14 protein-coding genes are annotated in these 15,244 nt (G+C 72.8%); 4 read left to right on the plus strand and 10 right to left on the minus strand.

The window, feature by feature from the left end:
- The first annotated feature begins 45 nt into the window (after positions 1 to 45).
- Positions 46 to 1,251 (plus strand): TDT family transporter, encoded by a 1,206-nt coding sequence (locus B086_RS0130985; RefSeq protein WP_018570320.1) that lies wholly within the window; start codon positions 46 to 48, stop codon positions 1,249 to 1,251.
- Here B086_RS0130985 and B086_RS0130990 read toward each other — a convergent pair.
- The 4 genes from B086_RS0130990 to B086_RS0131005 all read right to left on the minus strand — a co-directional run bounded on the left by B086_RS0130990 (position 1,163) and on the right by B086_RS0131005 (position 6,570).
- Positions 1,163 to 1,885, minus strand: coding sequence for a helical backbone metal receptor (locus B086_RS0130990; protein WP_018570321.1), 723 nt, complete (start codon positions 1,883 to 1,885; stop codon positions 1,163 to 1,165). The two genes, B086_RS0130985 and B086_RS0130990, sit on opposite strands and share 89 nt — an antisense overlap.
- Positions 1,885 to 2,460, minus strand: a complete 576-nt coding sequence (locus B086_RS0130995; protein WP_018570322.1) for a helix-turn-helix domain-containing protein — start codon at positions 2,458 to 2,460, stop codon at positions 1,885 to 1,887. Before B086_RS0130995 ends, B086_RS0130990 begins: the two co-directional genes overlap by 1 nt.
- A gap of 401 nt (positions 2,461 to 2,861) precedes the next feature.
- A complete protein-coding gene (locus tag B086_RS0131000; RefSeq protein WP_018570323.1) occupies positions 2,862 to 5,477 on the minus strand; it encodes an ABC transporter permease/substrate binding protein in 2,616 nt (871 codons plus the stop codon).
- Positions 5,470 to 6,570 carry a quaternary amine ABC transporter ATP-binding protein gene (locus B086_RS0131005; protein WP_026252945.1) on the minus strand — a complete coding sequence of 367 codons (1,101 nt, stop codon included), beginning with the start codon at positions 6,568 to 6,570 and terminating at the stop codon, positions 5,470 to 5,472. Before B086_RS0131005 ends, B086_RS0131000 begins: the two co-directional genes overlap by 8 nt.
- Positions 6,571 to 6,760: 190 nt before the next feature.
- On the opposite strand from B086_RS0131005, the gene B086_RS0131010 reads away from it, so the two are divergent.
- A complete protein-coding gene (locus tag B086_RS0131010) occupies positions 6,761 to 7,666 on the plus strand; it encodes a 5'-3' exonuclease (RefSeq protein WP_018570325.1) in 906 nt (301 codons plus the stop codon).
- A 103-nt stretch (positions 7,667 to 7,769) separates the two neighbouring features.
- Entirely contained in the window at positions 7,770 to 8,615 is an 846-nt protein-coding gene (locus B086_RS0131015; protein WP_026252947.1) for a siderophore-interacting protein, read from the plus strand.
- 82 nt (positions 8,616 to 8,697) lie between these two features.
- On the opposite strand, the gene B086_RS0131020 is transcribed toward B086_RS0131015, so the two are convergent.
- Entirely contained in the window at positions 8,698 to 9,282 is a 585-nt protein-coding gene (locus tag B086_RS0131020) for a GNAT family N-acetyltransferase (protein ID WP_026252948.1), read from the minus strand.
- Between the two features lie 77 nt (positions 9,283 to 9,359).
- Here B086_RS0131020 and B086_RS0131025 point away from each other — a divergent pair, with 77 nt between their 5' ends.
- Positions 9,360 to 10,316, plus strand: a complete 957-nt coding sequence (locus tag B086_RS0131025; RefSeq protein WP_026252949.1) for an RluA family pseudouridine synthase — start codon at positions 9,360 to 9,362, stop codon at positions 10,314 to 10,316.
- Here the strand turns inward: B086_RS0131025 and B086_RS0131030 are convergent.
- The 5 genes from B086_RS0131030 to B086_RS0131050 form a co-directional block, all read right to left on the minus strand.
- Positions 10,310 to 11,974 (minus strand): cytochrome P450, encoded by a 1,665-nt coding sequence (locus B086_RS0131030; RefSeq protein ID WP_018570329.1) that lies wholly within the window; start codon positions 11,972 to 11,974, stop codon positions 10,310 to 10,312. The two genes, B086_RS0131025 and B086_RS0131030, sit on opposite strands and share 7 nt — an antisense overlap.
- A gap of 143 nt (positions 11,975 to 12,117) precedes the next feature.
- Positions 12,118 to 12,738, minus strand: a complete 621-nt coding sequence (locus B086_RS0131035; protein ID WP_018570330.1) for a GTP-binding protein — start codon at positions 12,736 to 12,738, stop codon at positions 12,118 to 12,120.
- Positions 12,719 to 13,123, minus strand: a complete 405-nt coding sequence (locus B086_RS0131040) for a DUF742 domain-containing protein (RefSeq protein WP_026252950.1) — start codon at positions 13,121 to 13,123, stop codon at positions 12,719 to 12,721. The genes B086_RS0131035 and B086_RS0131040 overlap by 20 nt, the downstream gene beginning before the upstream one ends.
- Positions 13,120 to 13,527, minus strand: coding sequence for a roadblock/LC7 domain-containing protein (locus B086_RS0131045; protein WP_018570332.1), 408 nt, complete (start codon positions 13,525 to 13,527; stop codon positions 13,120 to 13,122). The genes B086_RS0131040 and B086_RS0131045 overlap by 4 nt, the downstream gene beginning before the upstream one ends.
- Complete coding sequence (locus B086_RS0131050; protein WP_078531246.1) at positions 13,524 to 15,140, minus strand: sensor histidine kinase; 1,617 nt, start codon at positions 15,138 to 15,140, stop codon at positions 13,524 to 13,526. The genes B086_RS0131045 and B086_RS0131050 overlap by 4 nt, the downstream gene beginning before the upstream one ends.
- Between the last annotated feature and the right edge of the window lie 104 nt (positions 15,141 to 15,244).

Genomic DNA, 15,244 nt, shown 5'->3' on the forward strand with positions numbered 1-15,244 from the left:
ACAAACCCCCTGGTGGGGGCGGCGGACCTGCGAAAACCTCAAGTCATGGTCACCGCAGCCCATTCCCCGGCACAGCACTCCCACCCGTCCCCTCCGGTCCGTACGCCCGGCCCGGCGGCCCCCCGCCGCCTCCCGGCCCTGCGCCTGCTGGGCCCCAACTGGTACGGCTCGGTCATGGGCACCGCCGCCGTCGCCGGGGCGGGTGCGGCGCTGCCGGTGCACGTCCCGGGGCTGCGCACGGTGTGCGCGGCCGTCTGGGCGCTCTCGCTGGTCCAGCTCGCCGTCCTGCTGACGGCCCGCGCGCTGCACTGGATCCACCACCGCGACCAGGCCCGCGCCCACCTCCTGGACGCGGCGGCGGCGCCGTTCTACGGCTGCCTCTCGATGGCACTGCTGGCCGTGGGCGGCGGCGCGCTCTCGGTGGGCCGGGACTGGATCGGCGCGTCCGCCGCGCTCGCCCTGGACACCGTGCTGTTCACGGCCGGTACGGCGGTCGGGCTGGTGGCGGCGGTCGCGGTGCCGTACCTGATGGCCGTGCACCACCGGATCGAGCCGCGCGAGACGACACCGGTGTGGCTGCTGCCGGTGGTCGCGCCGATGGTGTCCGCCGCGCTGGGGCCCGCCCTGGTGCTGCACCTGCCGGCCGGTCAGCTGCGGGAGACCCTGCTGCTGGGCTGTGTGGCGATGTTCGGGCTGAGCCTGCTGGCGACGCTCGCCCTGCTGCCCCTGGTGCTGGGCCGGCTGCTGCTGGTGGGGCCGCTGCCGCTCGCGCTGACGCCTACGCTGTTCCTGGTGCTGGGCCCGCTGGGGCAGTCGACGACGGCCGCCGGTGCCTTCGCGGACACCGCGCCGGGCGTCGTACCGGCCCCCTTCGACACGGGTTTCGCGGTCTTCGCTCTGCTGTACGGGGTGCCGGTCATGGGCTTCGCCGTGCTCTGGTTCGCCTTCGCCGCCGCCCAGGTGGTGCGCGCCGCCCGGCAGGGCATGGGCTTCGCCATGACGTGGTGGTCCTTCACCTTCCCGGTGGGCACCTGTGTGACCGGCGCCTCGGCCCTGGCCCGGCACACCCATCTCGTCGCGTACGACACGCTCGCCCTGGTCCTGTACGCGGTGCTGCTCACCGCCTGGGCCGCCGCGGCCGTGCACACCGCGCGCGGGCTGCTCAGCGGAGCGCTGCTCGCAGCGCCTCGCCCAGCAGCCGCGGCGCCTCGGCCAGCGACGGCCCGTACCACGTCAGATGCCGTCCGCTGACCAGCGCGCAGGGCAGGCCCGCGAAGACCTCGGGGCCGTCGGCGGCGGTGAACCGGTACGGCTCGTCGGGCAGCACGACGACGTCCGGGGCCGCCGCCCGCAGCTCCTCGACCGGGACGCGCGGGTAGCGCTCGGCGTGGCGGGCGTAGAGGTGGTCGACGCCCAGACGGGCCAGCACGTCCCCGGCGAAGGTGTCCCGGCCGAGCACCATCCAGGGCCTGCGCCACACCGGTACGACGGCGGTCGTACGGACCTCGGGGACGGGCAGTGCCGCCCAGGCGGCCTCGGCCTCGTCCAGCCAGCGCGGCCGGGCCGCCGCCCCGCAGGCCGTCAGCACCCGCGCCAGCTCGCGGAAGGCGCCCGGTACGTCCCGTACCTCGGTCACCAGCACCTCGGTCCCGGCGGCGCGCAGCGCGTCGAGGTCGGGCGCGCGGTTCTCCTCCTCGTTGGCGATCACCAGATCGGGGGCGAGGGCGGCGATACGGGCGGTGTCGGGGTTCTTGGTGCCGCCGACCCGGACGACGTCCAGGCCGGCCGGGTGGCTGCACCAGTCGGTGGCGCCGAGCAGCGCGCCGGGCACGGTCGCGGCGACCGCCTCGGTGAGCGAGGGGACCAGGGAGACGACGCGGACCATCAGCGCGTCCGGTCCTGCACCGCCTCGATGTGCTCGGCCACCGCGACCACGATCACGCGGGTGTCCGCGACGGTGGCCCGCCAGCGGTGGCGCACCCCGCCGGTCAGATACATGGTGTCGCCGCGCACCAGCCGGTACGCGCGGCCCTCGGCCTCGACCTCGACCGCGCCGTCGGCGACGTACATCAGCTCGTCGTTGCGGTGCTGGAACTCGCGGCCGGCGTCGTGGTCCCCGGTGAACTCCGAGGCGTGCAGCTGATGGTGGCCGCGGACCAGGGCGCGCATCCGGGGCGCCGGTTCCGGCTCGCCGGTCTCGGGCAGCTCGGCGCGGACCACGTCGACGCTGCACGCCGGGTCGGCCGCCGCCAGCAGTTCCACCGCGGTGGTGCGCAGCGCGTCGGCGACCTTCTCCAGGGAGCTTCGGCTGGGGCGGGCCCGGTCGTTCTCGATCTGGCTCAGGAAGGGCACCGACAGGCCGCTGCGCCCGGCCACGACGGCGAGGGTGAGGTTCAGCGCGCGGCGGCGCCGCCGTACGGCCGCGCCCACGCGCAGGGGCTGTTCTTTGTGGTCGCCCATCGCTCCGGCTCCCTCCTTCGCTCGTCGTCGTGCTGTCCGCGGGCCCGCTCTCCGGTCCGCCCCCGCGCGGTCCGTCCCGGGCTCCGTGCCGGGGCGTACCGCTCCTGTTGAGTTGTCTGCACCCTACGCATGTTCGGCAAACCGTTTCACGTGCCCGTCACTTCCCCGTACGCCTCCCGTCGTCGCGACCCCCTGGTTCACGCCGCGCTCCGGTCGCGCTCACAGCCACCGTACGGGCTCCGGTGCCGTACCGGGCGGTGGGGTGACGGTCCGTGATTGTCCGGATCCGCCCGGTGGACGGCCCGAGGGGCGGGTCCGGCCACACCGTCAGGTGCGTGGCCGGACCCGCCCCTCGGGCGGTGTGCGGTGCGGCGGGCCGCCGGGCGCGCCGCCGGGTGCCGCTACTGCGGGGTCATCCGCTGGACGACGTCCGGGTGCTTCGCGATCCAGGCGTCGACGGCCTCGTCCTCCTGGGCCTTGCCGCGGGCGTTGATCTCGCTCTCCAGGCTGCCCAGCTCGTCCTCGCTCATCCGGAACTTCTTGATCCACTCGGTGAGCTGCGGGTACTGCTCGGGGAACTTCTGGCTGGAGATGGTGCGGATGGTGTTGCCCTCGCCGAAGAGCTTCTTGTCGTCGGCGAGCTTGGTGAGGCCGTAGCGGCTGTAGGCCCAGTGCGGGGACCACAGCACGACGGCGACGGGCTGCTTCTTGGCGTACGCGCGCTTCAGCTCGGCGAGCATCGCGGGCGTGGAGCCGTCGACGACCTTGTACTCCTTGTCCAGCCCGTAGCCGGGCAGGACCTTGCTCTTGAGGAGGGTCATCTCACCGGTGCCCGGCTCGATGCCGATGATCTTCCCGCCGAACTCGGACGACTTGCCCTTCAGGTCCGCCAGGGACTTCACGTCCTTGACGTAGGACGGCACGGCGATCTCCAGGGACGTCGGCTGGTACCAGGTGCCGAGGTCCTTGAGTTTGTCCTTGCTCTTGTCCCAGTAGTTCTTCTGGGCGTAGGGCAGCCAGGCGTCGAAGTTGAGGTCGATGTCCCCGCCGGCCAGGCCGGTGTAGACGGGGCCGACGTCCATCTGCTTGAGGTTCAGCTTGTAGCCGCGCCGCTCCAGGACGTGCTTCCACAGGTGGGTGACGGCGACGTCCTCGTCCCAGGGGAACCAGGCGACGTTCAGCGCGCGCTTGGCCTCGGCCGGGGTGCTCCCGGCACCGCCGGGCACCGGGGCCAGCTTGTCGACGACGCCCGGGTTGGCCTTCAGCCAGGTGCGCACGGCGTCCTGCTGCCGTCCCTTGCCGGCCTTGTTGATCTCGGCCTCCAGGCTGGTGAGCTGCTTCTCGTCCAGCTTGAAGTTCTTCAGCCAGTTGCCGACGACCGGGTTGTCGTCGGCGAAGCCCTTGCGGGACAGCGTGTGCACGCCGTCGCCCTTGCCCCAGGCGCCCTTGGGGTCCTTGAGCTTCTTCAGGTCGTAGTCGTTGTACGCCCAGTGCGGCGACCACAGGGTGACGAGGACCGGTTCCTTCTTGCTGTAGGCGCGCTTCAGCTCGGCCAGCATGGCGGGCGTGGAGCTGTCGACGACCTTGTACTCCTTGTCCAGGCCGTAGTCCTTGAGGACCTTGCTCTTGAGCAGGGCCATCTCACCGGCGCTGGGCTCGATGCCGGTGACCTTCCCGCCGAACAGGGACGCCTTGCCCTTGAGGTCGTCGAGGGAGTTGATGTCCTTCATGTACGAGGGCACGCTCAGCTCCAGCGAGGTCGGCCCGTACCAGGAGCCGAGGTCGTCGAGCCGGTCGCCGTACTTCTTCCAGTACTGCGCGTGGGTCGTGGGCAGCCAGGAGTCCGTCTCGAAGTCGACGCTGCCCTGGGCGAGCGAGGTGTAGAGCGGTCCGGCGTCGAACTGGCGGGCGTCGACCTTGTAGCCGCGCCGCTCCAGGACCTCCTTCCACAGGAAGGTGGAGGCCACGCCCTCGTCCCAGGGGATGTAGCCGATGGTGACCTTCTTGCCCTTGCCGACGTTCTGGCCGTCGTCGGCGGCGGTGGCGCTGTCGCCGCCCCCGAAGACGCCCATGCCGCCGGCGGCCAGCGCGAGCACGACCACGCCGATCACGGCGATCTGCGGGCTGGGCCGGTACGACCAGATCTTCAGACCGGCGAGCGCACGGGCGCGGGCGGCGGCCCGGCGGCCGAGCGGCGAGACCTGGGTGCCCAGGGCGTTGGTCATGCGGTCCAGGTAGATCGCGAGGATCACGATGGCGACGCCCGCCTCGGAGCCGAGGCCGACGTCGAGCTGGCCGATGGCCTCGTTGACGTCGCCGCCGAGGCCGCCGGTGCCGACCATGCCGGCGATCGCGGCCATGGACAGGCCGAGCATGATCACCTGGTTGACGCCGGCCATCACGGTGGGCAGCGCCAGCGGCAGCTGGACGCGCAGCAGGATGCTGCGGGGCGTGCTGCCGAACGCCTCGGCGGCCTCCACCAGCTCCTTGTCGACCTGGCGGATGCCCAGCTCGGTCATGCGCACACCGGGGGCGAGCGCGAAGATCAGGGTGGCGACGATGCCCGCGGGACCGCCGGTGCCGAAGAACAGGATGGCCGGGATGAGGTAGACCATCGCCGGCAGCGTCTGCATGAAGTCCAGGAAGGGCCGCACGATCGCGCTGACCCGGTCCGAGCGGGCCGCCCAGACACCGACCGGGACGGAGATCACCAGGGCGATGATCGTGGCGACCAGGACGAGCGCCAGGGTGACCATCGCGTCGTCCCACAGCCCGAGGGAGTCGATGAAGGCGAACCCGACGAAGGCGAGGACACCGGCCAGGGTGCCGCGCAGCCAGAAGGCGAGCACCGCGAAGATGCCGGCCAGCAGCAGCGGCTCGGGCGCCTGGAGGACGGCGTTGATGCCGTCGTAGGCGCCGGTGAAGACGGTCTTGAAGAAGTCGAAGAGCCAGGACACATGGCCCAGCAGCCAGTCGACCGCGGAGTTGACCCAGTCGCCGAGCGGGATCCTAGGCACGGGCCACCTCCTTCTCGCCGCCCTCGCCGCGCGGCGCGTCGCAGGTCACGGGCGGGGCGTCGGCGGCGTCGGGCTCGTCGGCGAGGAAGCCGATGAGCCGCCCGCGCGGCACGACGCCGACCAGCTCGCGGTGCTCGTCGAGCACGGCGACCGGGTGGGGCAGCCGGGCGCTGAGCGCGCACAGCTCGGTGAACGGGGTGTGCGGCGTCGCGGTCTCGCAGCCGCAGTCGGCCTCGTCGCCCTGCACCTCGCGGTCCATGACCGACTCCGCGGTCAGGACGCGGGAGCGGTCGACGTCCTGGATGAAGGAGGCGACGTAGTCGCCCTCCGGGCGCAGCAGGATGTCCTCGGCGGTGCCGTTCTGCACGATCCGGCCGTCGCGCATGACGGCGATGCGGTCGCCCAGGCGCATGGCCTCGTTGAGGTCGTGGGTGATGAACACGATCGTCTTCTTCAGGGTCTTCTGGAGCTGGAGCAGCTGGTCCTGCATGTCGCGGCGGATCAGCGGGTCCAGGGCGCTGAAGGACTCGTCCATCAGCAGCAGGTCGGCGTCGGTGGCGAGTGCGCGGGCGAGGCCGACGCGCTGCTGCATGCCGCCGGACAGCTCGTCGGGCCAGGAGTCCTCCCAGCCGGCCAGGCCGCACAGGGCGAGCGCCTCGTCGGCGCGGCGAGCGCGCTCGGCGCGGGGCACGCCCTGCACCTCCAGGCCGTACGCGGCGTTGTCGCGGACGCTGCGGTGCGGGAAGAGCGCGAAGTGCTGGAAGACCATGCTGATCTTCTTCGAGCGGACCTCGCGCAGTTCGCGGTCGGTGAGCGCGGTCAGGTCCTCGCCGTCGAAGCGCACCTGCCCGGCGGTCGGCTCCAGGAGGCCGTTCAGCATCCGCAGGAGTGTGGACTTGCCGGAGCCGGACAGCCCCATCACGACGAAGATCTGTCCGGGGTCCACGGTGAAGGAGGCGTCGATGACGGCGGCGGTGGTGCCGCCGGCCCGCAGTTCGTCGCGGTCGGCACCCTGCCGGAGTTTCTCCACTGCCTCGTCGGGTCGTCTGCCGAACACCTTGTACAGGTGTTGGGCCTCAAGCCTGGATGCCACGCGCACCTCTCGTCATAGGGGACAGGGACAGTTGCGAAGGATCAGTAACAGTTGAATAACGCAACTACCTTCGCTCGGGCCCGCGCCTGCCCAGGTCCCCCGGGGGCAAACACAAAAGTGGCGTGGCTCACACGGCGCCGGGTGACTGTCAGTGGCGTACGGCATGATGCGAGGCGTGACCGGACCACTGATGCTCCTCGACACCGCCTCCCTGTACTTCCGCGCCTACTTCGGCGTCCCGGAGTCCGTCAAGGCCCCCGACGGCACCCCGGTGAACGCGGTGCGCGGACTGCTCGACTTCATCGACCGCCTGGTCCGCGACCACCGGCCCGCCCGGCTGGTGGCCTGCATGGACGCCGACTGGCGGCCGCACTGGCGGGTGGAGCTGATCCCGTCCTACAAGGCGCACCGCGTGGCCGCCGAGCACCCGGGCGGCCCGGACGAGGAAGAGGTGCCGGACACCCTCTCGCCGCAGGTCCCGGTCATCGAGGAGGTGCTCGACGCCCTCGGCATCGCCCGCGTGGGCGTCGCCGGGTACGAGGCCGACGACATCATCGGCACCTTCACCACCCGCGCCACCGGCCCGGTCGACATCGTCACCGGCGACCGCGATCTGTACCAGCTGGTGGACGACGCGCGCGGGGTGCGCGTGCTCTACCCGCTCAAGGGTGTCGGCACGCTCCAGCTCACCGACGAGGCGGTGCTGCGCGAGAAGTATGGAGTCGACGGCGGCGGGTACGCGGACCTGGCACTGCTGCGCGGCGACCCGAGCGACGGCCTGCCGGGCGTGCCCGGCATCGGGGAGAAGACCGCGGCCCGGCTGCTCGACGCCTTCGGCGACCTGGCCGGGATCATGGCCGCCGTCGACGACCCGCGGGCCAAGCTCACCCCGTCCCAGCGCAAGCGGCTCGACGAGGCACGCCCGTATCTCGCGGTGGCCCCGAAGGTCGTGCGCGTGGCCCGGGACGTCCCGCTGCCGGACGTCGACACGGCGCTGCCGCGCACCCCGCGCGACGCGGCGGCACTGACGGAGCTGTCCGGCCGCTGGGGACTGGGCGGCTCCCTCCAGCGCCTGGTCAGCACCCTGGAGGCGTGACACAGAGCGACGACGCGCACGGGGGAAGTCCCCGCGGAAGAGGTGCCGCCCAGCGGAAGGTGCTAACTTAGGTAAGCCTAAGCAAGTGAACTGGGAGGCCGTCATGGCAGAACGTCCGGCGCGCAAGCCGCGAAGGGCCCACACCGCGCGGGTGGTCCGCACCGAACGGCTCACTCCGCACATGCAGCGCGTGGTGCTCGGCGGCGAGGAGCTGGCCGGCTTCGCCGCAGACACCTGCACGGACCACTATGTGAAGCTGCTGTTCCCGGCCCCCGGCGTCACCTATCCCGAGCCCTTCGACCTCCAGCGCGTCCGCGAGGAGTTCCCGCCCGAGCAGTGGCCGGTGACCCGGACCTACACCGTGCGCGCCTGGGACGCCGAGCACCGCGAGCTGACCATCGACTTCGTGGTGCACGGCGACGAGGGCCTGGCGGGCCCCTGGTCGCTGCGGGTGCGGCCGGGCGACGTGGTGCGCTTCATGGGCCCCGGCGGCGCCTACGCCCCGGACCCCACCGCCGACTGGCATCTGCTGGCCGGTGACGAGAGCGCCCTGCCCGCCATCGCCCGCTCCCTGGAGGCCATGCCCCCGGGCGTCACCGCGCACGCCTTCGTCGAGGTCTCCGGCCCCGAGGAGGAGCAGAAGATCGACTCCGACGTGGAGGTCGTCTGGCTGCACCGCGGCGAGCGGCCCGTCGGCGAGGCCCTGGCCGAGGCCGTACGGGCACTGGACTTCCCCGCGGGCCGCGTGCAGGCCTTCGTGCACGGCGAGGCGGCCTTCGTGAAGGACCTGCGGCGGCTGCTGCGCGTCGAGTACGGCATCCCCCGCGAGGACCTGTCGATCTCCGGCTACTGGCGCCTGGGCCACAACGAGGACGGCTGGCAGGCCTCCAAGCCCGAGTGGAACGCCCGTATCGAGGCCGAGCAGGAGGGCGCGCCCAGCGCCGCCTGAGCCGAGGACGCACCCCGAGGGGCGGCACCCGCGCACGCGGGAGGCCGCCCCTCGCGTCGTCGCACGCACCTGCGGTCCGCGCTCAGTCGCCCCGCAGCCGGGCGTGCAGATGCATGTCGTGCCAGCCGTCCGCGTGCAGACCCGAGCGGCGCTTGGTGCCCTCCAGCGCGAAGCCGGTCCGGGCGGCGACCCGGCAGGACGCCTCGTTGGCCACGGCGTGCAGCAGTTCCAGACGGTGGAAGCCGGTCTCCTCCAGCGCCCAGCGGGCGAGCGCGGCGGTGGCACGGGCGGCCACTCGCCTGCCCCGGGCCTCGGGCGCGGTCCAGTACGCCACCTCGGCCGCACCGTCCGCGAGGCGCACCTCGCGCAGCGCGACCCGGCCCAGCAGACGCCCGGCGCCGCCGTCCTCGGTCACCGCCCAGTGGGCCTCCCGGTCCGCCGCCCAGGCCGCGTGCCACTGGGCCATCCAGCCGGTCACCTCCTCCTCGGAACCGGCGGAGCGCAGGTGCCACCGGTGCATGACCGGGTCCTGGAAGACGGCGTGCACGGCGGGCGCGTCCCCGGTCCGGAAGGGGCGCAGCAGGAGTCCGTCGCCGGTGGGCACGGTGGGCTGCGGCGCGCGGGAGAAGGCGTGGGCGGGCAGGACGGGAGCGGTGAGGTCGGGCATGATCCGCATCCTGCCGGGCGCGGACCGGGCGGCCCAGCGGTTTTCCTCCGGGTCCGGCGGCTCGTAGGCTGCTGCGGATGAGACGCCGTTCCCGCTCCGCACCGCCCGCTCCGCTGCCCCAGTTGCGGGGCGTGGACCCGGTGCGGGTGCGGCTGCCCGCCGACGGGACGTGGGCGACGGTGCGCGAGCACCTGGTGGAGCGGCTGTCGGGGGCGGCTCCCGGCGCGGTCGCCGAGATGTTCGACCAGGGGCGGATCGTCGGCGCCGACGGACGGCCGGTGGCGCCACAAGCGCCGTACGAGCCCGGGATGTTCGTCTGGTTCCACCGGGAGCTGCCCGACGAGGTGCCGGTGCCGTTCCCGCTGGAGGTGGTCCACCGCGACGAGCACCTGGTCGTCGCGGACAAGCCGCACTTCCTGGCCACCACCCCGCGCGGCACCCATGTCGCCGAGACCGCGCTGGCCCGGCTCCGCCGCGAGCTGGGCGTCCCGGCGCTCGGCGCCGCGCACCGCCTGGACCGGCTCACCGCCGGGCTGGTGCTGTTCACGGTGCGGCCCGAGGAGCGCGGCGCGTACCAGACGCTCTTCCGTGACCGGCGGGTGCGCAAGGTGTACGAAGCCGTGGCGCCGTACGATCCCGCGCTCGCCCTGCCCCGGACCGTGCGCAGCCGGATCGTGAAGGAGCGCGGGGAACTGGCCGCCCGCGAGGTGCCCGGCGAGCCGAACGCGCTCACACACGTCGAACTGCTCGAACACCGCGCGGACGGCCTGGCCCGCTACCGGCTCACCCCGGCCACCGGGCAGACGCACCAGCTGCGGGTGCACATGAGCGCGCTGGGCGTGCCGATCCTCGGCGACCCGCTCTACCCGGTGGTGACCGGCCCCGGCCCGGCCGGTGACTTCCGGCGCCCGCTGCAACTGCTGGCGCGGGAGCTGGAGTTCACCGACCCGGTCACGGGCGCCGAGCACCGGCTGCGCAGCGGCCGGACCCTGCGGGCCTGGGAGTCCCCGGCCGCGTGGGACGCGGGTCAGTAGCCGCGCCACCAGCGCAGGAAGCGCTGCCAGGCGCCGAGCGGACGGTCCGGCACGAGGTCGCCGCCGGGATCCGCGCCGGGGCCGGTGTCCGTGCTGCCGCCGATCCCGACCCCGGTGCCGGTGGTCCCGGCGGTCCGGGCGGTCGGCGCCGCGGGGGCGGCGGACGCGGGCGCGGACGCCGGCCGTGCGGGCGCCTCGGCGGCCACCGCCGTCCGCCCGCGCGAGGGGCCCGCCGACACCGTGGCGCCGGCCGCCCCCTCGTCCGGCACGGGCTCGGGGGACGGTGCGGGCGTGGCCGGTACGGTGCTGATCTCCCAGGCGGTGCGCGGCTGCGGCACCGGCATCGGGGTGTGGCTCGGCTGGGCCATCACGTCCTGCTGCGGGCGCGGGGTGAACCGCACCGGCAGCTCCACCAGGTGCTGCGAGGCGATCGACTCGGTCCAGCGCAGCTCGTCCTCGTGGCAGTCGAGCCGGATGTCGGGCAGCCGCATCAGCAGCTTGTCCACGCCGACGTCCGCGATGGCCCGGCCGATGTCCTGGCCGGGGCACTCGTGCGGGCCGCCGCTGAAGGCGAGGTGGGACCGGTTCCCCTGCATGTCGGCCGCAAGATCGGGCCGGACCCGGGGGTCGACGTTGCCGGGCGCGATGCCGAGCAGCAGCCCGTCGCCGCGCCGGATGCGCTGGCCGCCCAGCTCGGTCTCCTGCTTGGCGAAGTAGGCGAAGATGGTGCTGAAGGGCGGCTCGTCCCACAGGGACTGCTCGACCGCCTCCGGCACCGTCATCTGCCCGCCGTTGAGCTGGGCGCGGAACCCCGGGTCGGTGAGCACCCGGCGGATGGTGTTGGCCAGCAGATTCGCGGTGGCCTCGTAGGCGGCGATGAGCACCAGCCGCAGGTGCTGGCCGACCTCTTCGTCGTTCAGACCGGCCGGGTCGGCGATGAGGTGGCTGGTGAAGTCGTCCTCGGGGCGGGCCCGGCGGCGGGCGGCGAGCCCGCTCAGACAGCCCATGATGTAGTCGTTGCTGGCGATGGCGGTCTCGGTGCCCTTGAGCATGTCGCGGGCGGCCTGCACCAGCCGGTCGCCGTACTCCTCGGGCATGCCGAGGACCTCGCACATCACGGCCATCGGCAGATGCTCGGCGAACTGGTCGACGAGGTCGGCGCGGCCCGTCTCGCAGAAGCGGTTGACCAGGCGCTGGGTGGCGCGGCCGATGTGGCGGCGCAGCCCCCGGTGGTCGATGGTGGCCATGGCCGCGGTGACCGCGCCGCGCAGCCGCTTGTGCTCGTCGCCCTCGGCGTGCGAGCAGATCGGCTGCCAGGCGATGTGCGGCATGAGGGGGTGGTCGGGCTTGACCATGCCCTCCTTGAGCGGGGTCCAGATGCGGCTGTCCCGGGTGAACTGCGAGGGGGTGCGCACCATGTGCAGGTTCTCGGTGTGGCCGAGGACCACCCACATGGGGACGTCGTCGTGCAGCAGCACGGGCGCCACCGGGCCGTGCCGGTCGCGCAGTTGCTCGTACAGGTCGCCGAGGTCGGGCGTCTCGTGCAGGCGGTGCAGCCCACCGGGGCCGACACCGTGCGCGCCGTGCGCGGGGCAGCCGGGGGGCGGGGCGGGGATGCGGTCGTCCGGACCGGTCAGGTGCTGGGGTTCAGGCGTCACAGCGGTCGCTTTCGAAGCAGAAAGGACAGAAGGAGAGACGGAAGGAGAGACAGTAAGGAGAGACGGAAGGGGAAGCAGGGGATCAGAAAGGGAACAGAAGGGGGCGGGGGAGAGCCGGGCGAGCCGGAGGTGTCACGGGCCGCTCAGGTGCGCGGGCCCGCCATGGCCAGGGAGTGCAGGAAGCGCATGAGGGTCATCAGCACGTCCCGGCTGGAGGCCCGGCGCCGTACGTCGCACTCGACCATCGGGATCTCCTCCGACAGATCCAGCGCCGTGCGCAGCTCGGCGATCGGGTAACGGGGGCCGTCCGGGAAGGAGTTGACGGCCACCACGAAGGGCACACCGCGCTCCTCCAGCCGGCCCATCACGTCGAAGCTGACCTCCAGACGGCGGGTGTCGACCAGGACGACCGCGCCGAGCGCCCCCTCGAACAGGCCGTTCCACAGGAACCAGAAGCGTTCCTGGCCGGGCGTGCCGAAGAGGTAGAGCACCAGTTGGTCGGTGATGCTGATACGGCCGAAGTCCATGGCGACGGTGGTGGCCGTCTTGGAGTCGGAGCCGTAGTCGTCGTCGACCCCGATCCCGGCCTGGGTCATGGTCTCCTCGGTGGTCAGCGGCCTGATCTCGCTGACCGAGCCCACCATCGTCGTCTTGCCGACCCCGAACCCGCCGACGATGACGATCTTCACCGCGGCCTGGGCCGTGTGCGGGAGATGGTCACCCGTGCGCGGGCCGGGGAGGGTGTCAGAGCCGTTGAAGTCCATGCATCACCGCTTCGAGGAGGGAACGGTCGGGGACCGCCTGGCGCACGATCGGGGCACGCGCCTGGACCAGTTCGGCCGTCAGCAGCTCGGTGATCAGGACCGTCATCGCGCTGAACGGCAGGTTGAGGTAGGCCGAGAGTTCGGCCACGGACAGCGGGGCGGCGCACAGCCGCAGCAGCGCCGCCTGCTCGGGGGTGGCGGACGGCGGCGGCTCGGCGCGCGCCACCACGAGGGTCACCAGGTCGAGGGCGGCGCGGGCACCGTCCTCGCCCGCGCCGGCCACGACGTACAGCCGCTCCGGGTTCCGCTCCTCACCCTGCTCGGCGGGTCTGGGCGGCGGCGGTTCGTGTGCGGGATAGCGCCTCTGGCGTCGCGGAGGGGTCATACGGTCTGCCCACCGCGCCGGGGCGGACTGGTCAGGTGGGCTCCGATCCGGACCACGAGATCGCGCATCCGGGCGCTCATCATGCCGGGTTCGGTGCGGATGTCGGCGAGGACCGCCAGATAGGCGTTGGCCCCGGCGGACATCAGGTAGAAGTAGCCGCCGTCGATCTCGATGATGACCAGCTTCATCCGGCCGTCGCTGTCCGGGATCTCGACGGCGACGGCGCTCGCCAGGCTCTGGAGCCCCGCGCAGGCCGCGGCGACCCGGTCGGCCGCGTCCGGGTCACCGCCGTAGCGGGCGATGCGCAGGCCGTCGGCGGAGAGCACCACGATCATCTCGATGCCCGGCACGCCGTCGTTCAGCTCCTTGAGCATCCAGTCGAAGTTGGCACGCTGCTGGATCACTTGAGGTCCCCCTCGTCGTCGGCTCCGTCACGGGCCGGCTTCTCGATCAGGTGCAGGAACGCGGTCGGGTCCTGGGTGAACGCGGTCGGGTCCGGGCCCGGGTTGTCCTTCTTCAGGCCGTCCCAGAACGCCTCCACCCACAGGCCGGGCTCGGTCTCCGGCTGCGCGGGCTGGGGGACGGCGGCCCGGGGCGTGCTCCACACGGAGCCGCCCTCCAGCTCGGCCCGTTCGACGGCGGCCTGTTCGGCGATGCGCTGGCTGAGCGGGGTCTTGACCCGGCTGCGGCGCTGCGGCAGGCCGCCCGGCGTCCACTCGGTGACCTCGGGGACCTCGTCCTCCATCGGGACCGAGGCGGGGATGCGCGGGCTGGTGGGGCGGCGCTTCTTGGGGGCGCGCTTGGGACCCTCGACGGCGTCCTCGCCGGGCCGCGGGATGGAGGTGGCACCGATGCCGTGGGCGAGCCCGGGGGCCGGATCGGTGGTCATCATGTCGCTGGGCACGACGAGGACGGCGCGGACCCCGCCGTACGCGGAGGCCCGCAGGGAGACCTGCATCTTGTACGCCGTGCACAGGCGGCCGACGACAGCGAGGCCGAGCCGCGGGCTCTCGGCCAGCTCCTGGAGGTCGACCCCGGCCTTGGCCGCCTCGACCATCTTCTCGATCCGGGCGCGGGACTCCTCGTTGAGGCTGACGCCGCCGTCCTCGATCTCGATGGCGACGCCGCTCTGCACCTCCACAGCGGTCACGTGCACCTTGGTCTGCGGGGGCGAGTAGCGGGTGGCGTTGTCGAGGAGTTCGGCGGCGGCGTGGATGACCGGCTCGACGTCGGTGCCCTTGATGTTGACCTTGGCGATGGAGTGCAGCTCGATGCGCCGGTACTCCAGGATCCGGGACATGGCGCCGCGCAGCACGCTGTAGAGCGTGACCGGGTTGGGCCACTGGCGGCCGGGGCGCCCACCGCCGAGGACGGAGATGGAGTCGGCGAGGCGGCCGATCAGCGCGGTGCCGTGGTCGATGCGCAGCAGGTCGTCGAAGACCTCGGGGCTGCGGCCGTGGTCCTCCTCCATCTCCCGCAGTTCCTTGGCCTGCTGGTGCACGATCGCCTGCACCCGGCGGGCGATGCTGACGAAGGAGCGCTGTGTGGAGTCCCGCATGGACTCCTCCTGGTCCACGATCTTGAGGATCATGCGGACCACCGCGCGCTGCGGCTCCGGGATCCGGCACCACTCCGGGTCGCCGTCGATGAGGTCGCGCATGACCTCGCGCGGGGTGTGGCTGGCGCGCAGATAGGCGACGGCGGCCGGGAGGATCTCCGAGGCCAGGTAGGAGATCTCCTCGTCGTGGCCGGCGATGCGCCGCTTCAGGTAGTCGGTCTGCCGGGCGTGCTCGGCCCGCTGCTCGCGTACGGTGCGGCCGCGGCGCACCGCTTCGGCGGCCGCGAGGAGCACCAGGAGGGTGGCGAGGGCGCCGCAGCAGCCCACGGCGAGGCGGGCCGGGTCCGCCACCAGGGCGACGGCGGCGCCGGTGGCCGCCGCCATCAGTATGACCGGGAGCAGCAGCACGCGGGCGCGGGGAAGTTCGCGGCTGCCGGGAGGCGATTGGACACTCACCATGTAAGCCTTCTGAGATGAATCGGCGGGGGTGGTTCGGGGCAGCGTCGGGCCGGGTGGGTCGGCGGACTGCCGCACCTTCGGAACAGGGGGAACATTGGGGAACA

The organism is Streptomyces sp. PsTaAH-124 (assembly GCF_000373685.1).
Lineage (GTDB): Bacteria > Actinomycetota > Actinomycetes > Streptomycetales > Streptomycetaceae > Streptomyces > Streptomyces andamanensis.

Coding starts and splice junctions, on each gene's coding strand:
- B086_RS0130995 (WP_018570322.1), bottom strand. CDS start 2,460: ATGGGCGACCACAAAGAACAGCCCCTGCGCGTGGGCGCGGCCGTACGG.
- B086_RS0131015 (WP_026252947.1), top strand. CDS start 7,770: ATGGCAGAACGTCCGGCGCGCAAGCCGCGAAGGGCCCACACCGCGCGG.
- B086_RS0130985 (WP_018570320.1), top strand. CDS start 46: ATGGTCACCGCAGCCCATTCCCCGGCACAGCACTCCCACCCGTCCCCT.
- B086_RS0131035 (WP_018570330.1), bottom strand. CDS start 12,738: ATGGACTTCAACGGCTCTGACACCCTCCCCGGCCCGCGCACGGGTGAC.
- B086_RS0131020 (WP_026252948.1), bottom strand. CDS start 9,282: ATGCCCGACCTCACCGCTCCCGTCCTGCCCGCCCACGCCTTCTCCCGC.
- B086_RS0131025 (WP_026252949.1), top strand. CDS start 9,360: ATGAGACGCCGTTCCCGCTCCGCACCGCCCGCTCCGCTGCCCCAGTTG.
- B086_RS0131010 (WP_018570325.1), top strand. CDS start 6,761: ATGCTCCTCGACACCGCCTCCCTGTACTTCCGCGCCTACTTCGGCGTC.
- B086_RS0131050 (WP_078531246.1), bottom strand. CDS start 15,140: ATGGTGAGTGTCCAATCGCCTCCCGGCAGCCGCGAACTTCCCCGCGCC.
- B086_RS0131040 (WP_026252950.1), bottom strand. CDS start 13,123: ATGACCCCTCCGCGACGCCAGAGGCGCTATCCCGCACACGAACCGCCG.
- B086_RS0130990 (WP_018570321.1), bottom strand. CDS start 1,885: ATGGTCCGCGTCGTCTCCCTGGTCCCCTCGCTCACCGAGGCGGTCGCC.